General features: G+C 73.4%; 24 protein-coding genes and 1 pseudogene. 13 read left to right on the plus strand and 12 right to left on the minus strand.

Going from position 1 to position 25,499, the window contains the following annotated elements; translation table 11 throughout:
• Nucleotides 1-14 precede the first annotated feature (14 nt).
• The 3 genes and pseudogenes from ACQF4J_RS41380 to ACQF4J_RS41390 form a co-directional block, all read right to left on the minus strand.
• Nucleotides 15-272: a DUF1876 domain-containing protein gene (locus tag ACQF4J_RS41380; protein ID WP_351567000.1), complete on the minus strand. Its 258-nt coding sequence runs from the start codon at nt 270-272 to the stop codon at nt 15-17.
• 245 nt (nt 273-517) lie between these two features.
• Nucleotides 518-1,618: pseudogene (locus ACQF4J_RS41385) on the minus strand (ABC transporter ATP-binding protein); the annotation flags it as partial.
• Nucleotides 1,619-1,739: 121 nt separating this feature from the next.
• A complete protein-coding gene (locus ACQF4J_RS41390) occupies nt 1,740-2,312 on the minus strand; it encodes a universal stress protein (RefSeq protein ID WP_351804191.1) in 573 nt (190 codons plus the stop codon).
• Nucleotides 2,313-2,612: 300 nt separating this feature from the next.
• Between ACQF4J_RS41390 and ACQF4J_RS41395 the strand changes: the two genes are divergently transcribed.
• The gene (locus ACQF4J_RS41395) at nt 2,613-3,419 is read left to right on the plus strand and encodes a universal stress protein (RefSeq protein WP_427168105.1); all 807 of its coding nucleotides are present in this window, start codon (nt 2,613-2,615) and stop codon (nt 3,417-3,419) included.
• A 3-nt stretch (nt 3,420-3,422) separates the two neighbouring features.
• Here the strand turns inward: ACQF4J_RS41395 and ACQF4J_RS41400 are convergent, their stop codons facing one another.
• Nucleotides 3,423-4,109, minus strand: coding sequence for a TetR/AcrR family transcriptional regulator (locus ACQF4J_RS41400; protein WP_351804195.1), 687 nt, complete (start codon nt 4,107-4,109; stop codon nt 3,423-3,425).
• A gap of 142 nt (nt 4,110-4,251) precedes the next feature.
• On the opposite strand from ACQF4J_RS41400, the gene ACQF4J_RS41405 reads away from it, so the two are divergent.
• Entirely contained in the window at nt 4,252-5,373 is a 1,122-nt protein-coding gene (locus tag ACQF4J_RS41405; RefSeq protein WP_427168106.1) for an FAD-dependent oxidoreductase, read from the plus strand.
• Between the two features lie 144 nt (nt 5,374-5,517).
• Here the strand turns inward: ACQF4J_RS41405 and ACQF4J_RS41410 are convergent, their stop codons facing one another.
• The 3 genes from ACQF4J_RS41410 to ACQF4J_RS41420 all read right to left on the minus strand — a co-directional run bounded on the left by ACQF4J_RS41410 (nt 5,518) and on the right by ACQF4J_RS41420 (nt 8,113).
• Entirely contained in the window at nt 5,518-6,204 is a 687-nt protein-coding gene (locus ACQF4J_RS41410) for a GAF and ANTAR domain-containing protein (RefSeq protein WP_427168107.1), read from the minus strand.
• A gap of 60 nt (nt 6,205-6,264) precedes the next feature.
• Nucleotides 6,265-7,281, minus strand: a complete 1,017-nt coding sequence (locus tag ACQF4J_RS41415; protein ID WP_351566980.1) for an Acg family FMN-binding oxidoreductase — start codon at nt 7,279-7,281, stop codon at nt 6,265-6,267.
• Nucleotides 7,282-7,411: 130 nt separating this feature from the next.
• Nucleotides 7,412-8,113, minus strand: coding sequence for a response regulator transcription factor (locus tag ACQF4J_RS41420; protein ID WP_351471705.1), 702 nt, complete (start codon nt 8,111-8,113; stop codon nt 7,412-7,414).
• 220 nt (nt 8,114-8,333) lie between these two features.
• On the opposite strand from ACQF4J_RS41420, the gene ACQF4J_RS41425 reads away from it, so the two are divergent.
• The gene (locus ACQF4J_RS41425) at nt 8,334-8,921 is read left to right on the plus strand and encodes an Rv1733c family protein (protein WP_351566978.1); all 588 of its coding nucleotides are present in this window, start codon (nt 8,334-8,336) and stop codon (nt 8,919-8,921) included.
• Here the strand turns inward: ACQF4J_RS41425 and ACQF4J_RS41430 are convergent, their stop codons facing one another.
• The 3 genes from ACQF4J_RS41430 to ACQF4J_RS41440 form a co-directional block, all read right to left on the minus strand.
• Nucleotides 8,922-9,626: a CBS domain-containing protein gene (locus ACQF4J_RS41430; protein WP_351566976.1), complete on the minus strand. Its 705-nt coding sequence runs from the start codon at nt 9,624-9,626 to the stop codon at nt 8,922-8,924.
• Nucleotides 9,623-10,087 (minus strand): Crp/Fnr family transcriptional regulator, encoded by a 465-nt coding sequence (locus ACQF4J_RS41435; protein ID WP_351566973.1) that lies wholly within the window; start codon nt 10,085-10,087, stop codon nt 9,623-9,625. The genes ACQF4J_RS41430 and ACQF4J_RS41435 overlap by 4 nt, the downstream gene beginning before the upstream one ends.
• 104 nt (nt 10,088-10,191) lie before the next feature.
• The gene (locus ACQF4J_RS41440; protein ID WP_427168680.1) at nt 10,192-11,904 is read right to left on the minus strand and encodes a SulP family inorganic anion transporter; all 1,713 of its coding nucleotides are present in this window, start codon (nt 11,902-11,904) and stop codon (nt 10,192-10,194) included.
• Between the two features lie 542 nt (nt 11,905-12,446).
• Here ACQF4J_RS41440 and ACQF4J_RS41445 point away from each other — a divergent pair.
• The 3 genes from ACQF4J_RS41445 to ACQF4J_RS41455 are packed head-to-tail and all read left to right on the plus strand — an operon-like array spanning nt 12,447 to nt 15,283.
• On the plus strand, nt 12,447-13,352 hold the full coding sequence (locus tag ACQF4J_RS41445) for a universal stress protein (protein ID WP_351566971.1): 906 nt from the start codon (nt 12,447-12,449) through the stop codon (nt 13,350-13,352).
• Nucleotides 13,353-13,382: 30 nt separating this feature from the next.
• Nucleotides 13,383-14,405: an alcohol dehydrogenase AdhP gene (gene adhP, locus ACQF4J_RS41450; RefSeq protein WP_351566968.1), complete on the plus strand. Its 1,023-nt coding sequence runs from the start codon at nt 13,383-13,385 to the stop codon at nt 14,403-14,405.
• Between the two features lie 5 nt (nt 14,406-14,410).
• On the plus strand, nt 14,411-15,283 hold the full coding sequence (locus ACQF4J_RS41455; RefSeq protein ID WP_351804201.1) for a universal stress protein: 873 nt from the start codon (nt 14,411-14,413) through the stop codon (nt 15,281-15,283).
• Between the two features lie 5 nt (nt 15,284-15,288).
• On the opposite strand, the gene ppk2 is transcribed toward ACQF4J_RS41455, so the two are convergent.
• Nucleotides 15,289-16,092: a polyphosphate kinase 2 gene (gene ppk2, locus ACQF4J_RS41460; protein ID WP_351566962.1), complete on the minus strand. Its 804-nt coding sequence runs from the start codon at nt 16,090-16,092 to the stop codon at nt 15,289-15,291.
• A 35-nt stretch (nt 16,093-16,127) separates the two neighbouring features.
• Between ppk2 and ACQF4J_RS41465 the strand changes: the two genes are divergently transcribed.
• From ACQF4J_RS41465 to ACQF4J_RS41485, 5 genes are all read left to right on the plus strand, one after another.
• Nucleotides 16,128-18,509 (plus strand): phosphoketolase family protein, encoded by a 2,382-nt coding sequence (locus tag ACQF4J_RS41465; protein WP_351566959.1) that lies wholly within the window; start codon nt 16,128-16,130, stop codon nt 18,507-18,509.
• 114 nt (nt 18,510-18,623) lie between these two features.
• On the plus strand, nt 18,624-21,317 hold the full coding sequence (locus ACQF4J_RS41470; RefSeq protein ID WP_351566957.1) for a GNAT family N-acetyltransferase: 2,694 nt from the start codon (nt 18,624-18,626) through the stop codon (nt 21,315-21,317).
• 12 nt (nt 21,318-21,329) lie between these two features.
• Complete coding sequence (locus tag ACQF4J_RS41475; RefSeq protein ID WP_351566954.1) at nt 21,330-22,064, plus strand: CBS domain-containing protein; 735 nt, start codon at nt 21,330-21,332, stop codon at nt 22,062-22,064.
• 20 nt (nt 22,065-22,084) lie between these two features.
• Nucleotides 22,085-22,594 (plus strand): flavodoxin domain-containing protein, encoded by a 510-nt coding sequence (locus tag ACQF4J_RS41480; protein WP_351804205.1) that lies wholly within the window; start codon nt 22,085-22,087, stop codon nt 22,592-22,594.
• A 29-nt stretch (nt 22,595-22,623) separates the two neighbouring features.
• On the plus strand, nt 22,624-22,821 hold the full coding sequence (locus ACQF4J_RS41485; protein WP_427168108.1) for a hypothetical protein: 198 nt from the start codon (nt 22,624-22,626) through the stop codon (nt 22,819-22,821).
• 75 nt (nt 22,822-22,896) lie between these two features.
• Here the strand turns inward: ACQF4J_RS41485 and ACQF4J_RS41490 are convergent, their stop codons facing one another.
• Nucleotides 22,897-23,682 (minus strand): GerMN domain-containing protein, encoded by a 786-nt coding sequence (locus ACQF4J_RS41490; RefSeq protein ID WP_427168109.1) that lies wholly within the window; start codon nt 23,680-23,682, stop codon nt 22,897-22,899.
• A 170-nt stretch (nt 23,683-23,852) separates the two neighbouring features.
• Between ACQF4J_RS41490 and ACQF4J_RS41495 the strand changes: the two genes are divergently transcribed.
• Together ACQF4J_RS41495 and ACQF4J_RS41500 are read left to right on the plus strand one after the other, a co-directional pair.
• Nucleotides 23,853-24,842 carry an Acg family FMN-binding oxidoreductase gene (locus ACQF4J_RS41495; protein ID WP_351566943.1) on the plus strand — a complete coding sequence of 330 codons (990 nt, stop codon included), beginning with the start codon at nt 23,853-23,855 and terminating at the stop codon, nt 24,840-24,842.
• A 2-nt stretch (nt 24,843-24,844) separates the two neighbouring features.
• Complete coding sequence (locus tag ACQF4J_RS41500; RefSeq protein WP_351566941.1) at nt 24,845-25,438, plus strand: Rv1733c family protein; 594 nt, start codon at nt 24,845-24,847, stop codon at nt 25,436-25,438.
• The last annotated feature ends 61 nt before the right edge of the window (nt 25,439-25,499 follow it).

Here is a 25,499-nt window from a genome sequence, read left to right on the forward strand (position 1 = left end):
CCGGAGGCGGGCCGTCACCGTTTCGCGGGCCCGGCCAGCTCGACGATGTCGTCGGAGGCGACGTCGTGCAGGCGGATCGCGAGGTCCTCCAGCGCACGGCTGGCGGCCAGTTCGTCGCCGATCTCGGGGATCGAGCGGTCGACCGGGTTCTTGCGGGCCACGCCCCGGCCGGTGACCGTCTCGGTGTCCCGGGTGGTGAGCACGGCCCGCGCGTGGGTCTCGTCGCCGTCCTCACTGATGAAGATCTGTACCGTCCACTGCTTGGCTTGCATCGTGATCACTCCCGGGCGGAGGGGTGAGGAGCAGGCGCCCGGACGAACCGGTTCCTCCGCTCATCTCCCAGCCTGCGCCCCTGACGAGGACCGGGACAGGGCCGAACGGCCCGCCGGCCGGGACGTCATGCCGAGGCCGCCCCGGCGTCCTGCGCGTCCTGCGTGACGGCGTCCCGCGGAGCGGCGTCCTGCGCGACGGCGTCCTCGGGACCGGTGGCCGGCTCCGTCCGGACCGTGCCCGCGCCCTCGTCGAGCCGCAGTCCCGTGGCGGCCGAGAAGCAGTGCACGGCGTCCGCCCGCACCACGACCCGGACCCGTGACCCCTTGCCCTGCGTGGCACGCCCGGGCAGCCGGACGACGACCGGCGCGCCGGCCCCGCCCACCCGCGCGGTCGCGTGCAGGTAGGCGACGGAACCGGTGTCCTCGACCGCGTCGACCACCAGGTCCAGCGCCGGGGTCTTCTCGTCCTCCTCCGAGAGGATCCGGAACTGCTCGGGCCGGACGCCGAGCGCGATCTCGGTGGCGTCCTCGGCGGACGCGGAGCGCAGGATGTCGCGGGGCAGCGGCACGGTCAGCCCGTCCAGCCGGACACCGTCCGGCGTCAGCGGCAGCCGGAACAGGTTCATCGCGGGCGAGCCGATGAAGCCGCCGACGAAGGTGTTGGCCGGCCGCTCGAAGACCTCCTTGGGCGTGCCGACCTGCTGCAGCACCCCGTCCTTGAGGACGGCCAGCCGGTCGCCCATGGTCATGGCCTCGACCTGGTCGTGGGTGACGTACACCGTGGTGGTGCCCAGACGGCGCTGCAGCACCGCGATCTGGGTGCGGGTCTGCACGCGCAGCTTGGCGTCCAGGTTGGACAGCGGCTCGTCCATCAGGAACACCCGCGGCTCGCGCACGATGGCCCGCCCCATGGCGACGCGCTGCCGCTGGCCGCCGGAGAGCGACTTCGGCTTGCGGTCGAGGTACTCCTGCAGGTCGAGGATGGTGGCGGCCTCCCGAACCCGTTCCCGTATCCGGGGTTTGGGCATGCGCGCGATCTTCAGGGCGAAGCCCATGTTGTCGGCCGTCGTCATGTGCGGGTACAGCGCGTAGTTCTGGAACACCATCGCGATGTCGCGGTCCTTGGGCGGCAGATGGGTCACGTCCCGCTCGCCGATGCGGATCGTTCCGGAGTCGACGTCCTCGAGCCCGGCGAGCATGCGCAGGCTGGTGGACTTGCCGCAGCCGGACGGGCCGACCAGCACCATGAACTCGCCGTCCCTGATGTCCAGATCGAGTTCGCTGACCGCCGGGCGCTCCATGCCCGCGAAGCGGCGGGTGGCCTTCTCGAAGGTGACCGATGCCATGACCAATCCCTCCCGTGTATCTCCTGCTCCCAGCCTGGAACGGTCGCCGGCGCCCGCGCATGACCCGACCGTCCCCTTCCCCGGCCGATGGACCCCCTGCCGCCGTGCTCCGGCGGCGCGGTCAGCCCGCGACGGTGCACGTCCAGCGAGCGCCGTGCGGCGGGACCCGCGGTGCCGAACTGCCGTACCGCGAGGCCGGGTCGACGGCGCGAGCGGGCGTCACGACGGGCGTGAGCGCGGGGACGGACCGCCGGTTCCCCGGCACCGTGACGACGGGGACCGTCGCCTGCTCCAGGCAGGCCCGCACCACCCCTCCCGTCGCGTGCTCCTCGTGTCCCCGGCGCGGGGTGCGCCCGAGCGCCAGCAGGACGGCGCCGTGCGCCTGTTGGATCAGGACGCGGTCCGGTGCCCCCTCGGCCACGACGGCGCGCACGGCACCGTCGTCCTGCGGACCGAAGACCTCGCGGATCGTGGCGGTGAGCAACCGCGCCGCCCCGTCGCGCTGTTCGGCCGCCGTCGGCCGTGCCGAGGCGGGAGCGTAGGGGGCGAGCCCGGGCCGTTGCCAGGCGTGCACGGCGACGACGGTCGCGTCCAGGGCCCGAGCCTGCCGGGCGGCCCAGCGCAGTGCCGCCACCGATGCCTCCGACCCGTCGACCCCCACCACGACACTGTTGCCGACCGCGCGTTCCGCCATGACAGCCCTCCTCGCCGGATGTTCCCCGGTGTCCCAGTCTCCCGGGGCGACCCGCGCGGGACTTGGGCCGAGTGGCTCCCCCGCGGGCGCCGAACGGGTCGGTCGGTGCGCCGGTCGGAGCCGTACGGCCCAGTGCCGGGGGCGGGCCGGGAGCGGACGCTGGATGCGGCACGAACGGACGTGACCGCGGAGCCGGGACAACCGGTCCGGGTCCGCCGCGCCGTGCCGCCGCTCGCGGCACTCGGCTCTCGTGGCCGGGACGGGCCGAGGTGCGGGGAGGCCGGAGAGGAGAGAGGCGTCATGAACGGACCGGTTGTGGTGGGGGTGGGCGCGTCGCCGTCGAGCCTGGCCGCGGTGGAGACCGCCGCCTGGGAGGCCGAACGGCGAGGTGTGGGCCTGCGGTTGGCGCACGCCGTCGCGTGGCCGTCCGACCCTGTGGCGCCCGGTGTGCCGCCCTGGGACCCGGACGGCGCCGGGCTGCGCGCGTCGGCCGGGGGAGCACTCGCCGAGGCCGAACGGCACGCGCGGCGCGTCGCGCCTGAGCTGCCGATCACGAGTGAGGTGCTCGTAGGCGAGCCCGGGACGGTGCTTCAGTCGCAGTCGCGCGCGGCCTCGCTGACTGTGGTCGGCGGTCGCCGTCAAGGCCGGTTCGGCGGGCTGCCGTTCGGCTCGGTCGCCGGCCTGCTGACCGCGCGGGGACGCTGCCCGGTGCTGGTCGTGCGCGGCAGGACCGGCCGCAGCGGACCCGTCGTCCTGGCGTCCGACGACGCCTCGCCCGCGGCCCGCGCCGCGGCCGAGTTCGCCTTCGCCGAGGCCGCCCAACGGGCCGCGGAACTGGTCGTGTTGCACACGGGCGGAGACGGTCCCGACGGAGTGCTGACAGAGTTGCGGCGTAGGTACCCCGATGTCGTCGTGCGCCATCGTCGGATCCGGGGGCGCAGCCGTCCGGTCGTCGTCGGAGCGAGTGCGGGCGCCCAACTCGCCGTCGTGGGCGTGCCCACCCACACGGGCCTCACGGACACCCTGACGGGCTCACTGGGCCGAGCCCTCCTGCACCACGCCCCGTGCACCGTCGCGGTGGTCCCACCGGCAACTCCGAAGAGTTAGGCCTCAGTCCACGGCCGGGGGGAGCTTCGCTGTGATTCCGGTGAGGATCAGGTCGATGCCGGCCAGGAACTCGGTGCGGTCGTCGTGGTCGCGCAGCCGGTCGGCGGTGCTTCGGGTGAAGGCGTAGCGCTCGGGGTCCAATTCCGTCCATGCCTGCGCGACGGCGTCCAGGAAGTCGGTGCGGTCCGTGCCGGGCGGCTGGGAACGGGCGTTGGCGGCGTTCTGGCCGGCGACGCCGAGGATGTAGTTCAGCAGCGCCGACACCGCCGTGAACCGGGCGGCCTCGGGCACCCGAAGCGCCTGGACCTGCCGTCCGAGGCGCTCGAAGACCGACACCATCGGCGGCTGCCCGGGCGCGCGGGTGAGCTGCGTGCCGACCCACGGATGGGCGTCGATCGCGTCGAACAGACCGAGTGCGAGGGCCCGGATCACCTCCTGCGGCGTGTCTTCGGTGCCGTCGTCGGCGAGGGCGTCGGCGACCACGGCGTCGGCGGCGGCGGCCAGAAGTTCCGCCTTGCCCGTGACGTGCCAGTAGATCGCCCCGGGGCCGGTGGCCAGGCGTTCGGCCAGCGCACGGAACGTCAGGCCGCCCTCGCCCACCGCGTCGAGCAGTTCCACGGCGGCGCCGACGATGCGCTCCCTGGAGAGCGGTTCCTGCCGTCGTTCCGGACGGCGCGTCCTGGTTGCCATGCCATCAGTCTAGCCATCTGGAATGTCGTTCCACCTTGACAATGCCTGGAACGCCGTTCCAGTCTGGGGATGCTGGAACGGCGTTCCAGCGTGTGTGCCGGGTGCCCGCCCGGCGACGCGCGGCCTCCGGAAGGAACCATCCATGACCACTCCCGTCACGATCATCGGCGCCGGGCTCGGCGGCCTCGTCCTGGCCCGCGTCCTGCACGTGCACGGCATCCCGGCCACCGTCTACGAGGCGGAGCCCTCGCCGACGGCCCGCGCGCAGGGCGGAATGCTCGACATCCACGACCGCACCGGCCAGCCGGCTCTGCGCGCGGCGGGCCTGTTCGAGGAGTTCAGCGGCCTGGTCCTCGAGGGCCGCCAGGCACTGCGGGTCCTCGACCGGGACGGCACCGTCCTGTTCGACCAGCCCGACGACGGCACCGGCGGACGCCCCGAGGTGCAGCGCGGCGAGCTGCGGCGGATGCTGCTCGACTCGCTCCCGTCCGGGACCGTCCGCTGGGGCCACAAGGCCGCCGGCGTCCGCGCCCTCGGCTGGGGACGCCACGAGGTGACCTTCGCCGACGGCACCACCGTCGTCACGAGCCTGCTGGTCGGCGCGGACGGCGCGTGGTCACGTGTACGCCCCGTGTTCTCCACGGCCACGCCCCGGTACACCGGCATGTCGTTCGTCGAGACCTACCTCCTCGACGCCGACAGCCGGCACCCCGCCGCCGCGAAGGCGGTCGGCGGCGGATCGCTCTTCGCGCTCGCGCCGGGCAAGGGCATCCAGGCCCACCGTGAGAGCGGCGGAGCCCTCCACGCCTACGTGGCGCTCGCCAGGCCGCGGGACTGGTTCGCCGCCCTCGACCTCACCGACGCCCGTGCGGTCACCGCCCGGGTGGCGGCGGAGTTCGAGGGCTGGGCGCCGGAGCTCACCGCGCTGATCACCGACACCGACACCGCGCCGGTCCTGCGGCCCCTCCACACGCTGCCGGCCGAGCACAGGTGGGACCGGGTGCCCGGAGCGACCCTGCTCGGCGACGCCGCCCACCTCTCGCCCCCGAACGGCGAGGGCGCCAACCTGGCCATGTACGACGGCGCCGAACTCGGCCACGCGCTCGCCGCCCACCCCGACGACGTCGAGGCCGCCCTCACCGCGTACGAGCAGACACTGTTCCCGCGCAGCGCCGAAGCCGCGACCGAAGGCGCCCACCTGCACGGACTCCTCTTCGGTGACGACACCCCGCGCGGCCTCGTCGACATGTTCGCCGCCGCCTGATCGACGAACCGCTCGCGAGGTGTGTGGAGGCGGCGACACAGGGGACTTGGTGGTCACGTCGGGTGCGGCGACGCTCCCCCGGGGGGCCGGCCCGGCCAGGCTTCTCTGGTTCTGACATCGAGCCAGGGAGGCCGCTGCCCGGATTCAGGCGATGCCGCCCTGTTCGCAGATCATCCGGGCGACCTCCCGCAGCTTGATGTTGCGCTCCTGCGAGTAGCGGCGCAGCACGTCGAACGCCTCCTCCTCGGTGAGCTGATGGCTGCCCATGAGGATGCCCATGGCCTCGCCGATCACATGGCGGGTGGCCATGGCCTGCTCCAGCTGGGCATGCGTGCGGGCGCTGGAGAACGCGACCGCCGCGTGCGAGGCCAGCAGCCACCCCGCCAGCTCACTGGCCCCGGTGAACATGCCGGGCTTGCGGGAGTACAGGTTCAGCGCGCCGAAGTCATCGTCCTCGGTGAACAGCAGGAAACCCATCATGCTGCCCACGCCGAGCCGGGAGGCCTGCGGGGCGAAGGCGGGCCAGCGCGGGTGCTGCTCGGTGAGATCGGCGATGCGCAGGACCCGCTCGCGCACCGTGCCGGCGGTGTCGAAGCACGGCCCCTCGCCCAGCCGCTCCTGCAGCCGGTCGCACTCGACCACGAGATCACCGGTGGGGGCCAACGTCCGCACCTTCCTGCCCTGCACGACAAGGATGCCGGCGGCGTCACACCCCTCCACCAGCTCGACGGCGGAGGCCGTGATCCGTTCCAGCGTGGCACCGACACTGTCCTGTGCCAGCAGATCGCGCGCCATGGCCGCCATCTGCTGCGCGAATTGCGCCCACTCCACGCCGTCCTCCGCCTGTCGTGTCCCGAGGACCTCCCTTCTACCCGGATTCGCACGCGACCTTCACCCGGACACGGCGGTCGCCGGGCCGGACGTCGCGAACGTGTCCTGGTCCAGCGTCTGCGCCACCGTCCTGCGCGGTGAGGCCGGTCCCTGCGGCCCGTATCCGAGGCGGAGCACCATCTGGGCGTGCACGCGCCCGTCCTCCGGATCCCGCACCAGCTGGTCGCGCAGGTCCGGCCACTCCAGAGCCTGGTGCAGCAGCGAGGCGCGCACACCGTGCCGGGTGGCCACCAACAGCACGTGCTGCAGGGCCTGGCCGGCCCGCAGCCAGTCCGCCCGCCGGTCGTGCGGGGTCGACAGCACGGCGAGCGTCGGCCGCTTCTCGAAGGCACGGGCGGCCAGTGTCGACGGGTGGAGATGGGCCCCGAAGTCCCGCATCGGGACCTGGTCGCGGTAGTCCTGCGGGCCGACGGCGTCCGGCGGTATGCCGAGCGCCGACTCGTCCGGCTCGCGGATCCAGCGACGGCTCTCCGCGGCCCGGTCGGCGTCGGCCCGGTTGCGGCGCTCCGCCTCCAGCGTCACCCGCAGCAGCCGTTCGGTCTCGGCGGTCTCCGGGCTGCTCAGCAGCGCGCCTTCCGCCTGCGCGGCCTCCGCCAGCTCGTGGTGCAGGGCGGTGGGCAGCGGCCGGTCGGAGTACGGGAAGCGGCTGCTGCGCCGGTGCCAGAGGGCCTCGTAGAGCTCGGGCGCCGGCGAGGAGCGCGCCGTGCCGCCGAGCCGGACGGAGGCGAGCAGTTCGGGTTCACCGGGCCGGGGCAGCAGCCGGGTCACCGGGGCCCAGCCGAAGTGCGCCACCGCCAGCCGCAGGTTGAACAGCGCGCAGCCGACCGACACGTGCAGTGCCCGCCCGGAGGGGTCGAGGTGGCGCAGCCCGCGGTCCTGCGCCGCCCGGATCTCCAGCGTGAGGGTGTCCGGGTCGAGCCGGAACCGCCAGGGCTGGGTGTTGTGGATGGAGGGGGCGGCCACGGCGGCCGAGATCAGCTTCTCCAGAGTCGCCACGTCGAGCAGCGCGGTGGACATGGGGGCCTCCTCCCCGCCCGGTGACGAAGGGCGGTGGAACGGGTCGATGACCCTGTCCAGGGTGGTCCCGGCGCGGACTCCGGGGCAGGGGCCGTACGTCCTCGAATCCCGCCGTACGGCCCCGCCCGGTTCAGCGGGTGTGCGGGGCGCCCTGCTCGGGCTGCTCCAGCTGCGAGGCGAGCACCGCCGCCTGCACCCGGCGCTGCACGCCCAGCTTGGCCAGCAGCCGCGAGATGTGGTTCTTGACGGTCTTCTCCGACAGGTACAGCTGCTTGCCGATCTCCCGGTTGGTCAGGCCGTCCCCGATCAGGGTGAGGATCTCCCGCTCGCGCGGCGACAGGCTCGCCAGCTCGGGGGAGACCTCGGGGGCCTCGGCCGGCTCGGTGCGCAGCGACCGCATCAGCCGGGCCGTGGTCGCCGGGTCGAGCATCGACTGGCCCGAGGCGACCGTACGGACCGCCGAGACCAGGTCGGAGCCCTTGATCTGCTTGAGCACGTATCCCGACGCCCCCGCCATGATCGCGTCCAGCAGGGCGTCCTCGTCGTCGAACGAGGTCAGCATCAGGACCGCCAGCTCCGGCATGCGGCTGCGCAGTTCACGGCAGACGGAGATGCCGTCGCCGTCGGGGAGCCGCACGTCCAGGACGGCCACGTTCGGCCGGACCGCGGGGGCGCGCACCAGGGCGTGCTCGACGTTCTCGGCGTCGCCGACCACGCTGATGTCCGGCTCGGCGTCCAGCAGGTCCGCGAGGCCGCGGCGGACGACCTCGTGGTCGTCGAGCAGGAAGACGCGGATGGGATCCTGCGCCGTGAAGGTGCGTGCCTCGGTCATGTCGACCTCTCGTTCCCCGGGTGTGAGACGGACTGCGGGCCGTCTGTGCTGAAGATCATGACCCGCCCGGACCGGAGCCACTAGGGCCGACCGGCCCAACCGGACCATCGCCCCATCAAAGCTCCCCCCGGGGCGCAGCCGCAATCCTCTCCCCTCCGAGATCGATAGGTGAGACCTTTTAGGTGTGTCCGTCCCATTGCGCCCTGAGGGGGTGTGACCGATGCGGAAGGTGAGAGGCGGCAAGGTCATGGGGTGGCGCTGGCGTGACAATCCGCTGCGGCGGCGCAGTGACGTGCTGGAGGCCTGGATCGTCCTGGCCGCCTGGACGCTCGCCTCGGTCGTGGCGGCGCTCGCCGGGATCCTCGGCGCGCAGCTGTCCGAACGCGCGGCCGAGCGGGACCGGGCGGGCCGTGAGCCCGTCTCCGCGGTGCTGGTCCGCATCCTCCCGGGCGGCGCCCCCGACGCGGTCACCGGGGTGCGCTACGACCGGGCCCTGGCGACCGTGCGCTGGCGGGACGCGTCCGGGACACCCAGGACCGGCACGCTGGAGGTCACCCCCACGGCCCGGGCCGGCAGCAGGGTGCAGGCCTGGACGGACGGCCACGGCCGTCTGCTGTCCAAGCCGGTGGGACCCGCGGAGGCGACGACCCGCGCGGTACTGGCCGGCACCGGTGCCGCCCTGGCCGCGGGCCTGCTGGCCCTCGCCGGCGGGCAGCTGGTCCGGCTGCGGGTGCAGCGGCGCGCCACGGAGGCGTGGGGCACCGAATGGGACCGGATCGACGGCCGCTGGGGGCACACCACCGGCTGATCAGCCGGCGGCGTCCTGCCCGTCGAGGGCGAACCGCACGTCCACGACCCCCTCGACCGCCCGCACCAGGCGTGCGGCCACGGGCACCAGTGACGTGTCGGCGACCCGGCCGCCGAGCGTCACCACACCGTCGCGGACCTCCACCCGCACGCTCGAGGCGGAAGCGGGGAAGAGGTACGTCACCACGTCCCGGCGCACCTCCTCGGCGATGTCCTCGTCGTCGCGCAGGAACACCTTCAGCAGATCGGCCCGGCTGACGATGCCGACCAGCCGCCCGGACGCGTCGACGACGGGCAGCCGCTTGACCCGGGCCCGCGCCATCTCCCGCGCGGCCTGCGCGAGGGTCGCGTCCGGGGCCACGGTGAGGGCGGGGGAGGTCATCAGCTCGCCGGCCGTGACCGACCCGGCCTTCAGGAGATCGGACAGCCGCCGCAGCTGGGTGTGGCGGTCGGGGTCGCTGTCGCGGAACTCCTCCTTGGGCAGCATGTCCGCCTCGGAGACGATCCCGACGACCGCTCCCGTGCCGTCCACGACGGGCAGCGCGCTCACCCGGCGCTCCTGCATCGTCCGCACGATGTCCTTGAAGGCCGCCCCGACGTCCACCACCGCGACGGCACCAGTCATCACGTCGCCGACGAGGTGCGGCGAGCCGTGCCCGCCGGCTTCGCGGCCGGTGCGGTCCGCGTGGTCCTCGCGCGTGGTCATCGCATGCCTCCGCTGCCGTAGGGGCCGTAGAGGTCCAGCAGCCGGGTGCGGGCCGACTGCAGCCGGTGCGCCACGATCCGGCCCACCCACTCGGCGACGGTCCGGCCGAACTCGGCGTCCCGCTTGCACTCCGCCCGCACGTCCGCGGCGTCGAACTCGTAGGCCCGCAGCGGGGTGACCGCCTCGGCGCCCAGATGCCAGGTGTGCGGCGGGTAGAGCCAGGACCAGCCGAGCAGTTCGTTGTGGCCGAGGGAGTCGATGACGGCCGCCTGACGGCCCGGCACGCGCATGTCGAGATCGACGGTGCCGGTACGGATGATCCAGAACCGGTCGGCGTGTCCACCCTCCTCGAAGAGCCGTGCGCCCTCGGGATACGACACCTCGCGAGCCATCCGCATCAGCCGCTCCCGGTACTCGGGAGACAGAGCCCGCGGCATGCTCGACGTTGCGGGAGCGTTCATGGCGTGCCTCCACTCAGGCGTACGGAACTGCCACCTCCAGGGTGTCGGCGGCCCCCGGCACCGGCCATGGGCCACCCGGCCCCAGCCGCGGGCCACCCGGCGGTTCAGTGCTCCCGGCTCCACTCGCGGTACGCGGTCACGGCGGTCGGCAGGGTGGGGAAGATCAGGTCCCGGCCCACCGTCTCCGCCAGCCCGTACGCCTCCAGGTCGTCCAGGAGGTCCTGCTTGACTCGGGCCAGCGCGAAGACGATCCCGCGGCGCGTCAGCTCGCGCCGCAGCGCGTCGACCGCGTCCAGCGCGGTGATGTCCACCTCCACGTTCGCCTCGGTGTTGAGCACGAACCAGCGCACCGGCCCGGTCTGTTCGTCGACGGCGGCCAGCGCGCGGCGGTGGAAGTCCTGTGCGTTGGCGAAGAACAGCGGGGAGTCGTAGCGGTAGACGAGCAGGCCCGGGATCGTGCGGGCCTGCGGGTAGTCGTCCACGTCGTGCATGCCGGCCACCCCGGGCACCAGCCCCTCGACGGCGTCGTGCGGGCGCGCGACCCGGCTGAGCAGCTCGGCCACGGACAGGCCGACGGCGACCAGCACCCCGTAGAGGATGTCCAGGGTCAGCACCCCGGCCAGGCAGCCGAGCGCCAGGAGCAGTTCGCGACGGCGGAAGGCGGCCAGCTTGGTGAACCCCGTCAGATCGATCATGCGGACGGCCGCGTAGACGACGAGGGCGCCCAGCACGGCCGACGGGGTACGGCTCAGCAGGGGGCTCAGGAACAGCAGCACACACAGCACCAGCGCGCCCGCCACCAGGGAGTAGGCCTGGCTGCGGGCGCCCGCGGAGGAGGCGAGCGCGGTCCGGCTGGCGCTGCTGCTGACCGGGAAGCCGTGCAGCACGCTCGCGCCGATGTTGGTCGCGCCCAGCGCCAGGAACTCCTGGTCGGCGTCGAGCGGTGGCGCGTCCTCGTCGGGGCCGGTGAAGGCGCGGGCGGTGAGGACGAAGTCCGTGTAGGCGACGATCAGCACGCCGAGCGCCGGCAGCACCAGGGGCGGCAGCTCGGCCGGATCGGGCAGCGCGAACGAGGGCAGTCCCGAGGGCACCGTGCCGATGACCTTGATGCCGAACCGGTCGTCCAGATCGAACGCGACCACCGCGGAGGTGCCCAGCACGACGGCCAGCAGCGGCCCGGGCACCGCGCGGGACAACCGGGGCACCGTGAACAGGAACGCGATCGTCAGCGCCGAGAACAGCACGGTGGCCGGGTGCCCCTGCCCCAGGTGCCGCAGGAACGACCACAGTTGGGCGAAGAACACCGAACCCGTCGTGGGCACGCCGGTCAGCCGGGGCATCTGGTCCATGATCATGATCAGGGCCACGCCCGCCAGGTAGCCGATCAGCACCGGCCGGGAGAGCAGGTCGGCGACGAAACCCAGACGCAGAACGCGGGCCGCCACGCACAGCAGGCCCACCGTGAGGGCGAGACAGGCCGCCAGCTCGGCGTAGCGGTCCGGGGAGCCGTGGGCGAGCGGACCCACCACGGTCGCCGTCATCAGTGCGGTCGTGGACTCCGGGCCCACCGACAGCAGCCGGGAGGAGCCCAGCATCGCGTACAGGGCGAGCGCGGGCAGGATGGCCCACAGCCCGGCGACCGGCGGCAGACCGGCCACGCCCGCGTACGCCATCACCTGCGGCACGAGATACGCGGCCACGGTCAGGCCCGCCAGCAGGTCGCCGCGCAGCCAGGAACGGCGGTACCGGGACAGCGGCACGAGTCCGGGCGTCAGGCGGTGCCACGCGCGTACGTGCCCGCTCCAGCCCCGCGACATGGGCCTGCTGTCGTCACACTCCCTCAGCATCCACCGAGAATCGGCCACTCGCCCGGTCTTGGGGAAGGGCCCCGACCGCGCGAGGCCCGACCGGTCCCGTACCGGACGCCGTTCGGCCCCGCACGCGCCGACCTTCGGCATCGTGCGCGACGGACCGAGCCCGAGCAGCGTCGGGGATGTGGACGTCTCCCGGACACCGGGCCGTGACAGCACGGCCCGGACGCCCGGTCCCGCCGATCGGCGCGATCCGGGCCCCGGTCCGGTCGGCCGGCGCGCGGCAGCCGCCGTGCCCGGCCGAAGCGGACCGCCGGCCGGGGGGCGCCGGCGGGACGGTCGTCCACCGGCGGGGTGCCGGCGCGAGGTCGTCGCCCGCACGGTCGGCCCGCCGCGCGCGGGAGGGACGGCGGATCCCGGACTCACGGGACCCGCCGTTCCGCATGGCCGTTGGGCCGGTCGGTCCCCGTTGGGGAAAAGCGGCCCCTGCCGACCCGGGCGCCTCCCGGCCGACGCTGGACCCAGATACCCGATCAGGAGGCAGCATCATGGTCCGCACCGTTGTCGCAGGTCTCGACGGCTCACCCGAAAGCCGCGCCGCGGCCGAGTGGGCGGCGCGCGAGGCGAAGCTGCGTGGTCTTCCGCTGAAGATCGCGCACGTTTGGGAGCCCGTGCCCGCGCCGATGGCCCAGGCCCCCATGCTCGGTGCCGAGACCCAGCAGCACTGGACCGAGCGCATCCCGCGGGAGGCCGCAGAAGGCCTCCGGCTGCGCCACCCCGGCGTCGAGGTGAGCATCGAGCACTCCACCGGCCAGCCCGCCGAGATCCTGGCCAAGGCCGCCGAGGAGGCCGAACTGCTCGTGCTCGGCTCCCGCGGGCTGAGCGGCATCGGCGGCTTCCTGGTCGGCTCCGTCGGCCTCGCCGTCGTCGCGCACGCCGCCCGGCCCGTCGTGCTGGTCCGTGCCGGTGAGCAGGCCGCCGACGAGCACGAGGCGGACCCGGTGGGCATCCCGTCCGCCGCGACCCCCTACCTGCCCGTGCTGCTCGGCCTCGACCCCGCCCACGCCGACGACTCCGTCATCGAGTTCGCCTTCGACGCGGCCGCCCGCCGCTCGACCACCCTGCGGGTCGTGGCCGGCTGGAACCTGCCGCCCTACTACGCCTACGGCCTGTCCGTGGACCCGGACTTCGACCGGGAGGTCGCCCGGCAGCAGGCCGCGGCGCTGGCCGCGGCCCTGCGCCCGTGGCGGCTGAAGTACCCGGACGTCGAGGTCGTCGAGCAGTCCCGGGCCGGCAGCGCCGCCACCTTCCTGATCGACAACTCCGCCGACGCCTCCCTGGTCGTCGTCGGCCGCCGCACCCGCCGCAGCCCGCTGGGCCCGCACATCGGTCCCGTCGCCCACGCCGTCCTGCACCACGCCAAGGCCCCCGTCGCCGTCGTCGCCCACGACTGACGGCCCCCGACACCCCGAGGAGCAACAACCATGAAGGCAGCGGTCGTCCGAGCGTTCGGTGCACCCCTGGTCATCGAGGAACGCCCCGACCCCGAGCCCGGCCCCGGCCAGGTCCGCATCCGGCTGGAGGCCTCCGGGCTGTGCCACACCGACATCCACGCCGCCCACGGCGACTGGCCCGTCAAGCCGAACCCGCCGTTCGTGCCCGGCCACGAGGGCGTCGGCCTCGTCGAGAAGCTCGGCGACGGCGTCACCCACCTGAGCGTCGGCCAGCGGGTCGCCGTGCCGTGGCTCGGCCGGGCGTGCGGGCGGTGCGAGCACTGCCTGTCCGGCTGGGAGACGCTGTGCGAGCAGCAGATCAACACCGGCTACGGCTGCGACGGCGGGTACGCCGAGAAGATGCTCGCCTGGGCCGACTACGCACAGCCCGTGCCGGAGGGGGTCAGCGCCCTGGAGGCCGCCCCGCTGACCTGCGCCGGCGTCACCACCTACAAGGCGCTCAAGGTCGCCGACGTGCGGCCCGCCCAGCTCGTCGCCGTCTCCGGCGTCGGCGGGCTCGGCCATCTGGCCGTGCAGTACGCGAAGATCGCCGGCGCCACCGTCGCCGCGATCGACGTCACCGACGACAAGCTCGAACTGGCCGCCGAACTCGGCGCGGACATCGTCATCGACGCCCGCAAGGAGGACGTCGGCGCGGTCCTCAAGGGGCACGGCGGCGCCCACGCCGCGATCGCCCTCGCGGTCAACCCGGCCGCCTTCGAGGCGGTCAACGCGGGCTTGCGGCGCGGCGGAAAGCTCGTCATGGTGGCCTTGCCGGCCCACGGCACCATCCAGGTCCCGATCTTCGACACCGTCCTCAACGGCACGTCGGTGATCGGCTCCATCGTCGGCACCCGGCAGGACCTCGCCGAGGTCTTCCAGCTGCACGCGGACGGCCGCACCAAGGTCATCTACGAGACCCGGCCCCTGCAGAGCGTGAACGAGTCGATCGACGAAGTCCTGCGCGGCCAGGTCAAGGCCCGCATCGTGTTCGATCTCGGCACGGGAAGGTGAGCACCATGGAACTGCCCCTGGTCGTGGGGGCCGACGGCTCCGAACCCAGTCTGCGCGCCGTGGACTGGGCGGCCGACGAGGCAGCGCTGCGCGGAGTGCCGCTCCGGGTGGTGTACGCCTCGCTGTGGGAACGCTACGAGGGCCACGCGCTCGCCGAGGACCTCCGCAAGCCGTCCGAAGAGGTCATGGCCGAGGACGTCGTCGGCAACGCCGTCGAACGGGCGCTGCGCCGCCGCCCCGAGCTCCAGGTCACCGGCGAGGTACTGCCCGAGGAGCCGGAGTACGCCCTGGTCCGGGAGGGGCGCAACGCCTCCGCGCTGGTGGTCGGCACCCGCGGCCGCAGCGGCATCGCCGAGATGCTCCTCGGCTCCGTCAGCCTCACCGTCGCCGCCCACGCCGACTGCCCGGTGATCGTGCTGCGCGGCAGCCACGACAACCGCGCCCAGCCCGCGACCCACGGGCGCGTCCTGGTGGGCGTCGGTGAGGAGAGCAAGGACTCGGCCGCCGTGCGCTTCGCCTACGACGAGGCCCGGCGCCGCGGGGTGCCCGTGGAGGCCGTACGGGCCTGGCGGTGCCCGGCGCACGAGACCACCGACCACCCCCTGATGGCCGGCGAACCCGCCCGGCTGCACGAGGAACGGGCCGTCGAGTCCCTGGAGGAGGCACTGCGGGACGCCCCGGAGGACGTCGAGGTGCGCCGCCGTACCGTCGAGGGCAACGCCCGCCGTGTGCTGGTGGACCTCTCCCACCACGCCGACCTGCTCGTCGTCGGCGCCCGGCGCCGGGAGGGACACCTCGGGCTCCAGCTCGGCCGCGTCGCGCACGCGGCACTGCACCACTCCGCCTGCCCGGTCGTCGTCGTACCGCAGCCGGCGTGACCGCCTTACAGGCCCGCCGCGTGATCCGGGACGTAGGTCTGCAGGTCGCGCGGCGGGCGCACGTAACCGGTCGACGCAGGGCGGGCGGGCAGCTTCAGCACCGGCGGCGGCACCTCGTGGTACGGCAGGGAACCCAGCAGATGGGCGATCATGTTCAGCCGGGCGCGCCGCTTGTCGTCGCTCTCGACCACGTACCACGGGGCCTCGGTGATGTCGGTGTGCACCAGCATCTCGTCCTTGGCCCGGGAGTAGGCCTCCCAACGGGTGATCGACTCCAGGTCCATGGGCGACAGCTTCCAGCGCCGCAGCGGGTCCTCCAGCCGGCGCCGGAAGCGTTCCTGCTGCTCCCGGTCGCTGACCGAGAACCAGTACTTGCGCAGCAGGATCCCGTCCTCGACCAGCATCCGCTCGAAGATGGGGCATTGGCGCAGGAAGAGCTGGTACTCCTCCTTGGTGCAGAAGCCCATCACGTGCTCGACGCCGGCCCGGTTGTACCAGGACCGGTCGAACAGCACGATCTCCCCGGCGGCCGGCAGATGCTCCACGTAGCGCTGGAAGTACCACTGGGTGCGCTCGCGCTCCGTCGGCTTGGGCAGCGCCGCGATCCGCGCCACACGGGGATTGAGGTGCTCGGCGACGCGCTTGATCGTCCCGCCCTTGCCCGCCGCGTCCCGGCCCTCGAAGACGACGACCAGACGGGCGCCCTGCGCCCGCACCCACTCCTGCAGCTTCACCAACTCCGTCTGCTGGCGCAGCAGTTCCTTCTCGTACGCCTTGCGCGGCAGCTTTGCCGCCTTCTTGCCGGCCATGCCGCCTCTTCCCCTCGATGACTGTGGAGTCACTCATGCCCAAGGTCGAACACCAGGACGCCACCGTACTGACCGACGACGAGGTGCGCACCCTGGACGCCCACTGGCGGGCCGCCAACTACCTGGCCGCCGGACAGATCTACCTGATGGCCAACCCCCTGCTGCGCGAGCCCCTGCGGCCCGAGCACATCAAGCCGCGGCTGCTGGGCCACTGGGGCACCTCGCCCGGGCTGAACCTCGTCTACACCCACCTCAACCGCGTCATCAAGGCGCGCGGCACGGACGCCCTGGCCATCTGGGGCCCCGGCCACGGTGGCCCCTCCGTCCTGGCCAACTCCTGGCTGGAGGGCACCTACAGCGAGACCTACCCGGACGTCTCCCGGGACGGAGCGGGCATGGAGCGGCTGTTCCGGCAGTTCTCCTTCCCCGGCGGGGTGCCCAGCCATGTCGCGCCGGAGACGCCGGGCTCCATCCACGAGGGCGGTGAGCTCGGCTACTCCCTCTCGCACGCCTACGGCGCCGCCTTCGACAACCCGGACCTGGTGGTCGCCTGCGTGATCGGCGACGGCGAGGCGGAGACCGGCCCGCTGGCCGCCTCCTGGCACTCCAACAAGTTCCTCGACCCGGTGCGCGACGGCGCCGTCCTGCCGATCCTGCACCTCAACGGCTACAAGATCGCCAACCCGACCGTGCTGGCCCGTCTGCCGGAGCACGAACTCGACGAACTGATGCGCGGCTACGGCCACGCCCCCATCCACGTCACCGGCGACGACCCGCTCAGCGTTCACCGCGCCATGGCCCACGCCCTCGACGAGGCACTGGACCGCATCGCCCTGCTGCAGAACTCGGCCCGCGAGGACGGCGTCACCGAACGCCCGCGCTGGCCCGTCATCGTCCTGCGCACCCCCAAGGGCTGGACCGGCCCCGCCGAGGTCGACGGCCTGCCCGTGGAGGGCACCTGGCGCGCACACCAGGTCCCGCTGGCCGGCGTCCGGGAAAACCCCGAGCACCTGCGGCAGTTGGAGACCTGGCTGCGCTCCTACCACCCCGAGCGCCTCTTCGACGGCGACGGCCGGCCCGTCGCCGACGTCCTCGCCTGCGTCCCCGAAGGCGATCGCCGGCTGGGCGCCACCCCGCACGCCAACGGTGGCGTCCTCCTGCGCGAGCTGCCCGTCCCCTCCCTGGACCGCTTCGCCGTACCGGTCGACAAGCCCGGCACCACCCTGCACGAGCCGACCCGGATCCTCGGCGACCTCCTGCAGGAGATCATGAAGGACACCTCGCACCGCCGCGACTTCCGTCTCGTCGGCCCCGACGAGACGGCCTCCAACCGGCTGCAGGCGGTCTTCGACGCCAGCGGCAAGGCCTGGCAGGGGATCGTGCTCCCGGTCGACGAACACCTCGACCGGCACGGCCGGGTGCTGGAGATCCTCTCCGAACACACCTGCCAGGGCTGGCTGGAGGGCTATCTGCTGACCGGCCGGCACGGACTGTTCTCCTCCTACGAGGCGTTCGTGCACATCGTCGACTCCATGGTCAACCAGCACATCAAGTGGCTGAAGACATCGAGGGAGCTGTCCTGGCGGGCGCCCATCGCCTCCCTCAACTACCTGCTCACCTCGCACGTGTGGCGCCAGGACCACAACGGCTTCTCCCACCAGGACCCCGGCTTCGTCGACCACGTCCTCAACAAGAGCCCCGAGGTCGTCCGCGTCTATCTGCCGCCGGACGCCAACACCCTGCTGTCGGTGGCCGACCACGCGCTGCGCAGCAAGGACTACGTCAACGTGATCGTGGCCGGCAAGCAGCCCTGCTTCGACTGGCTCTCCATGGACGCCGCCCGCGCCCACTGCGCCCGCGGCGCCGGCATCTGGGACTGGGCCGGCACCGAGAACGGCGGCGAGCCGGACGTCGTCCTGGCCTGCGCCGGGGACGTGCCCACCCAGGAGGTCCTGGCCGCCGCCCAGCTGCTCCGCCGCAACCTGCCCGACCTCGCCGTACGCGTGGTCAACGTCGTCGACATGGCCCGCCTGATGCCCCGCGAGGAGCACCCGCACGGCATGAGCGACTTCGAGTACGACGGCCTGTTCACCAAGGACAAGCCGGTGATCTTCGCCTACCACGGCTACCCGTGGCTGATCCACCGGCTCGCCTACCGCCGCACCGGGCACAAGAACCTGCACGTGCGCGGCTACAAGGAGTCCGGCTCCACGACCACGCCGTTCGACATGGTCGTCCGCAACGACCTCGACCGCTACCGGCTGGTCATGGACGTCATCGACCGCGTCCCCGGCCTCGCCGTGCGCGCCGCCTCCGTACGCCAGCAGATGGCCGACGCCCGCAGCCGCCACCAGGCCTGGATCCGTGAGCACGGCACCGATCTGCCCGAGGTCGCCGACTGGGGCTGGAACGCCTGAGAACGGCCGGGATCGGGGGCCGACCGGCCCTCGATCCACCCCCGGACAGCCCATGGGAGCGCGGCACGTTCCGCTGGACCCTCGAAGTGTCAACAGACGTGGAAGGGATCCGCGATGTCGCACGACGCTCTCAGCAGGCCCCAGGTCCACGCCCTGCTCGCGGACGGCACCACCGTGTGCATCCGCGAGGTGCGGCCCGGCGACCACGAGCAGCTGCGGGGTTTCTACGAGGAGATGTCCCCGGAGAACCTGAGGCTGCGGTTCTTCGCGATCAGCCGGCGCTCCGCCGAGATGGCCGCCGACCGGGCCTGCGCGACGCCGCACCCCGGATATCGGGCCCTGGTGGCCGAGACCCAGGGCCGCGTCATCGGCCTCGCCGAGTACGACACCTCCGGCACCGGCCAGGAGGCCGAGATCTCCATCGCGGTCGCCGACACCCTGCACCACCGGGGCGTCGGCACCCTGCTGATCGAGCACCTGGTCTCCGCCGCCCGCGCCGAGGGCATCACGGCCTTCAAAGCCGACGCCCTGTGCGAGAACCACGAGATCCTGCGGCTCTTCGCCGACCTCGGCCTGCACACCGCCCGCCACTTCGACGGCCCCGAGGTGCGCTGCACCATCGAGCTCGCCGAGAGCGAGAGCTACCTGACGGCCGTGGAGGAGCGGGGCAGGGCGGCCGACGTCGCCAGCCTCCAGCCCCTCCTGCGCCCGGACGCGGTGGCCGTCGTCGGCGCCGGCCGCAAGCCGGGCTCGGTGGGCCGCGCGATCCTGCACCACCTGCACTCCGGCGGCTTCACCCGGCGCCTGTTCGCCGTCAACCCCGCCGCCACCTCCATCCTCGGCGTCCCTTCCTACCCTTCCGTCGCCGCCCTGCCCAGGACACCCGACCTCGCGGTCCTCGCCGTACCGGCGGCCGCCGTGGCCGAGACCGCCGAGGAGTGCGGCAAGGCGGGCGTACGGGCCCTCCTCGTCGTCACCGCTGGCCTCGACGCCGACCAGGCGGCCGCGCTGCTGACCTCCTGCCGTACCTACGGCATGCGGCTCGTCGGCCCCAACTGCCTCGGCGTCTCCAACACCGACCCGGAACTGCGCCTGGACGCCACCTTCGCCGCCGGCCACCCGCGTCCCGGCACCGCGGGCGTCGCCGTGCAGTCCGGGGGAGTGGGCATCGCCCTGCTCGACGGCATGTCCCGGCTCGGCATCGGCGTCTCCTCCTTCGTCTCGCTCGGCGACAAGTTCGACGTCAGCGGCAACGACCTGCTCCAGTGGTGGGAGAGCGACGGCCGCACCGACCTCGCCCTGCTCCACCTGGAGTCCTTCGGCAACCCGCGCGCCTTCTCCCGCACCGCCCGACGGGTGACCCGCCGGATGCCGGTGCTGACCGTCGACGCCGGACGCACCGACGCCGGCCGCCGCGCGGCCGCCTCGCACACCGCGGCCGCCGCCACCCGCACCATGACCCGCGGCGCGCTGTTCACCCAGGCCGGCATCACCGCCACCCGCTCGGTCGGCGAACTCCTGGAGGCCGCCGCCCTGATGCACGCCCAGCCGCTGCCCGCCGGACCCCGCGTCGCCATCGTCACCAACGCGGGCGGCGCCGGTGTGCTCGCCGCCGACGCCTGCGCCGAGGCCGGGCTGATCCTGCCCGCGCCGACCCCGCAGCTCGTCGACGACCTGCTCGCCGTCCTGCCCGAGGGTGCCGCCGTCGGCAACCCCGTCGACGCCACCGCGGCCGTCGGCGAGGAACAGCTCATGGACTGCGTGGACCGGATCATGCGCAACGGCGGAGTCGACGCCGTCCTCGTGGCCCTCGTCCCCACGGCGGTCGCCGCGGCGACCGGCGACGACCTCGTCCGCGCCCTCACCCGGGCCCCCGGCCGGCGCGCCAAGCCCATCGCCGCGGTACGGCTCGAACAGGCCCTGCCCGTCGAGCTGCTGGCCACCTCGGACGGCGGCGCCGTCCCCGCCTACGCCGAACCCCAGGCCGCCGCACGGGCACTGGCCCACGCGGCGCGCCGCACCGCCTGGCTGGCCCGCCCCGCCGGCACCGTCCCCGCCCTGGCGGACGTCGACACCGCCCGCGCCCACACGGTCGTCGAGGCCTACCTCGACGCCCACCCCGACGGCGGCTGGCTCGACCCCCGAGCCTGCGCCGAACTCCTCGGCTGCTACGGCATCCCGCTCTCGCCCTGGGCCTGGGCGGAGACCGAGGACGACGCCGTCCTCGCCGCCGACCGGCTGCGCGGCGCCGACGGCCGGGTGGTCATGAAGGGACACTGGCCGGGCCTGCTGCACAAGAGCGTCGAGCACGCCGTCCATCTCGACCTGCGCGGCGACTCGCAGGTACGGGCCGCGTTCCGCGACCTGGAGACCCGGTTCGCCGGCCGGCTGACGGGCGTGGTCGTACAGCCCCTGGCCGCGCGCGGCACCGAACTGTTCGCCGGCGTCGTCCAGGACCAGGTCTTCGGACCGCTCGTCCTGTTCGGACTCGGCGGCACCGCCACCGAGATCCTCGCCGACCACGCGGCACGTCTGGCCCCGCTCACGGACCACGACGTCCACGACCTGATCACCGCCCCCCGTTGCGCCCCACTGCTGTTCGGGGCGAACGGCGAGCGGCCCGCCGACCTCGAAGCCCTCGAACAGCTGCTGCTGCGGCTGTCCCGGATGGCGAGCGACCTGCCGCAGCTGGCCGAGGCCGACTTCAACCCCGTACTCGCGTCACCGGGCGGCGTCAACGTGCTCGATGCGCGGGTGCGCCTGCTGCCCAGCAGGCAGCAGGACCCCTATCTGCGCCGGCTCCGCTGAGGAGGAGAAGCCATGAAGCACAACAAGGTCGGCTCCGTCATGACCACGGACGTCGTCCGCGCCGAGTACGGAACCCCCTTCAAGGAAGTGGTCCGGCTGCTCGGTGAGAACCGCATCAGCGGACTGCCGGTGGTGGACGAGGACGAGAAGGTCATCGGCGTCATCTCCGAGACCGACCTCATGATCCGGCAGGCCGACACGCCGGACCCCTACGAGCAGCCCCGGCACCACCCGCTCGCCGCCCTGACCCGGGAGAGCCGCACCCACAAGGCCAAGGCCCGCGCCCGCACCGCCGGCCAGCTGATGACCGAACCGGCCGTCACCGTGCACGCCGACGACACCATCGTCGAGGCCGCCCGCACCATGGCCCTGCACCATGTGGAACGGCTGCCCGTCCTGGACGAGGAACAGCGGCTCGTCGGCATCGTCACCCGCCGCGACCTGCTCCAGGTCTTCCTGCGGCCCGACTCCGAGATCCGCAAGGAGGTCGTCGACGAGGTCATCGTCCGCGCCCTGTGGCTCGCCGAGCGCAGTATCGACGTCTCCGTGGTCGAGGGCGTGGTCACACTCGCCGGACACATGGAACGCAAGAGCGAGACGGAGATCGCCGTCTCCATGACCCGCCAGATCGACGGTGTGGTCGCCGTCGTCGACAAGCTCACCTTCCGACTGGACGACTCGCATCTCCGGCCCGCCGAGGAGAGCGCCATGCACGGCGTCGCCGACGACTGGATGCGCAAGCTGTGACGTGAGAGGAGGCGGACCCCATGCCCGAGAACGTGCTGGTCGCCTATGGAACGACGAACGGATCGACCGCGGGGATCGCCGAGGCGGTGGCCGACGTCCTGCGCAAGGAGGGCCTCACCGCGGACACGGCGTCCGCGGCCACGGTCACCGACGTGACGTCGTACGACGCCTTCGTGGTCGGCGGCGCCCTGTACGCCGGGCGCTGGCACCGCGACGCCCGCCGCTTCGTGCGCCGGCACCGGCGGACCCTGGCCGAGCGGCCGGTGTGGCTGTTCAGCAGCGGCCCGCTCGACGCCTCGGCCTCCGAGAAGGACATCCCGCCCGTGCCCTGGGTGCGGCGGACCGTGGACAAGCTCGACGCCCGCGGCCACGTCACCTTCGGCGGCTGCCTCCAGGAGGGCGCCAAGGGGCGCATCGCCCGGATGATCATCCGTAACGGGAAGGGCGGTGACTTCCGCGACTTCCCCGAGATCGAGGCGTGGGCGGCCCGGGTCGCCGACGAACTGATCAAGAGGGAGCAGACGACCTGAGGAAGCACCCTCCCCGAAGGAGGCGCATCATGAACATCCGTCAGATCCCCGCCGTCACCACCGAGGCGGTGCTCTATCTGGTCGCCGCGGTCCTGGCGTTCCTGTGCCTCGGACTGGCCGCGTCGGTCGCGGGCCTGCCCCTGGTCCCGCTGGTCGTACCGGTCATCCTCGGCCTGGTCCTGCTGGCCCGGCACCTGGCCCACCGCCACCCCATGACCAAGGTCTGAGCGGAGGCGGCGGAGGCGGAAATGGACGACCCCGGCGCGGTCCTCGCGCCGGGGTCCTCGTGCCGCCGGCCGGAGTCAGCGGTTCACGGCCAGCGGCACGGTGTCCACGGTCACCGGGCGTCCGTCCTCGGGTGAGACGAAGTACGCCGTGAGCAGACCCGGCCCGGTGCGCAGCGCCCGGTAGGGGAAGGTGACGTCGAAGGTGCCGCGGGTGCCCGTGCCGGACGTGGCCCGGACCAGCACGTCGGCCGCCCGGTGCCCGGAGACGTCGGTCAGCCTCAGCCGGAACTCGGCCTCGAAGGTGTCCGCGCTGCCCCACACCCGCAGCGGGGTGCGTACCGCGTCACCGATCAGGGGCGACTCGACCAGCACGGCGGGCGACAGGTCGTCGAAGTCGGCGCGGCCGACCGGCCTGTCGAGGACGATGCCCCCGGGGCCGAAACACCTCACCGGCTTGCCCTCGATCTCGACGGCGACCTTGCGCACCGTCGGGAACCTGGTCAGCGTGAACACGACCTGGGCCAGCCGGGCCCGCATCAAGGGGCCGCCGCCGCCGTCGAGGAAGCGGTCGGACAGGTCGACCGTCGCGAGACGGCCCTGGACGTCGACCGAGCGCAGCTCGGTACCGGACGGGACGGCGGTGGTACGGCCCCGGTGGCCCTCGAAGCGGCTGGGGCCGGACAGCAGGGCGCGTACGGCCGCGGTGGCGGTCGCCGGAGCCGTCACGGTGCGGGGGACGGCCGAGACCTTCCCGTCGTGCAGGAAGTACACCGCCGTACGGATCCTCCTGGACGACGAATGGCTCGTGGCGGCGGCCGACGGCTTCCGGGCCGCCGGCGCGGACGGTGTTCCACCGGACATGGCATCCTCCTCCCACACTTCCAGCGAACCGCTCCCCGCGGAGGTCGGAAGAGGGCCGCACAGGCCGCGTACCGGGACCCTCGGCCCCTGCCTCCGCCGACCGCGCACGGGGACCCTTGGGGGTGGATGGTTCACGAAGGGTGGACGGTTCGCGAAAGGCGGGATCCACCATGACCGTGTCGTACGAGAAGTCCGGCCACGCGGCGGTTCACCTGGCCCGTGCCGCCTCCCTCGCGCCCTCCCCGCACAACAGCCAGCCCTGGTTCTTCGTCGAGGAGGGCCACGACCACGGCTTCGAGGTGCACGCCGACGGGGGGCGGCGTCTGATGCTCAGCGACCCCGGCGGCCGGGAGATGGTCATCGCCTGCGGAGCGGCACTGTTCAACACCCGGATGGCCGTGCGCCACCTCGGCTTCCAGCCGTCCGTGGACCTGTTGCCACGGCCCGGCGACTCCGCCTTCCTGGCCCGCGTGGGCTTCGCCGTGCACGCCCCGGCCACCGCAGACGAGACACAGCTGATCGACGCCATGCCCCACCGCCACACCCACCGCGGCCCCTTCGCCTCCCTGGCCCTGCCCAGCGGCCTCCTCGACGACCTGCGCGAACACGCCCGGATCGAGGGCGCCGTCCTCCACGTCCTGGAGGAACCCGAGGAACTGGACCTGATCGCCCGCCTGGTGCGCACCGCCGAGGACGCGCACCGCGCGGACCCGGGCCGAACCTGGGAGGTCAAGCGCAGCGTCGGGCCCGACCAGGTGCCCGCCGACGCGTGCCGCTACCACCCGGACTCCACACTCCTGGCCGGTCGGGACTACCTCGACCTGGCACGCCGCTTCATCGTCCCCGCCCGCCGGCGCGGTTTCGGCACCGGCACCGTTGCTGTGCTGTCCACCCCGCGCGACGGCCGGCTGGACTGGCTGCGGGCCGGGCAGGCGCTGCAGCGTGTGCTGCTGGCCGGCGCCGCCCGTCACGTCATGGCCGCCTTCCACACCCAGCCGCTCGAACTCCCCGAGATCCGCGCCGAGTTGCGTCGGCGACTGGCCGCCGGGAACTTCCCGCAGATGGTGCTGCGGCTGGGCGTCCCGGCCCAGGTGTGGACCACCGCCCGCCGGCCGGCCTCCGAAGTCCTCGTCCGCGACGACGCGTTGGTCCGGTGGTGACGATGCCCGCGGTACGGCCCGAACGACCGGCCCGGACGCGCTGGTGGCGGCTGCGGCGCAACCCGCTCAGGCGCCCCAGCTACCTGGTCGAGGCCTGGCTGCTGCTGGCCGTCTGGACGGTGGCCCTGCTGGCGGCCGTCGTCGCGGGCGTGGGCGCGGCCGGCGCCATCGAACGGGACAGCGCCGGGCTGCGGGCCGAACGGCACTCCGTCCAGGCCGTGTTGACCAAGGACGCGGAAAGCGGCACCTCCTCCGTCGACGGCATCGGCGACGCCCGCGCCTGGGCCACCGTGCGCTGGACCGCGGCGGACGGGACACGGCGCACGGGCGTCACCCGGGTCTCGGGCGCGAGCAAGGCCGGCAGCACCACCCGGATCTGGCTGGACGCCCAGGGCCGGCTCGTGCCCGAGCCCGCGGGCGCCGGCCAGGCGCGGTTCCAGGCGGTGGTGCTGGGCACGCTGGCCGGCGTGACCGTCGCCGGAGCGGTTCTCCTCGTCGGCTCGGGGATGTGCGCCCTGCTCGACCGGCGCCGGCTGGTCCAGTGGGACACCGAGTGGGCCCGCGTCGACCGCCAGTGGGGCGGGAAGACACACTGACGCCCTCGCGAGCGGCGCGCCGAGTCCCAGCCGAGTCCCAGAAGACGTGAACCGCGCACCA

The organism is Streptomyces sp. C1-1 (assembly GCF_050214755.1).
GTDB lineage: Bacteria > Actinomycetota > Actinomycetes > Streptomycetales > Streptomycetaceae > Streptomyces.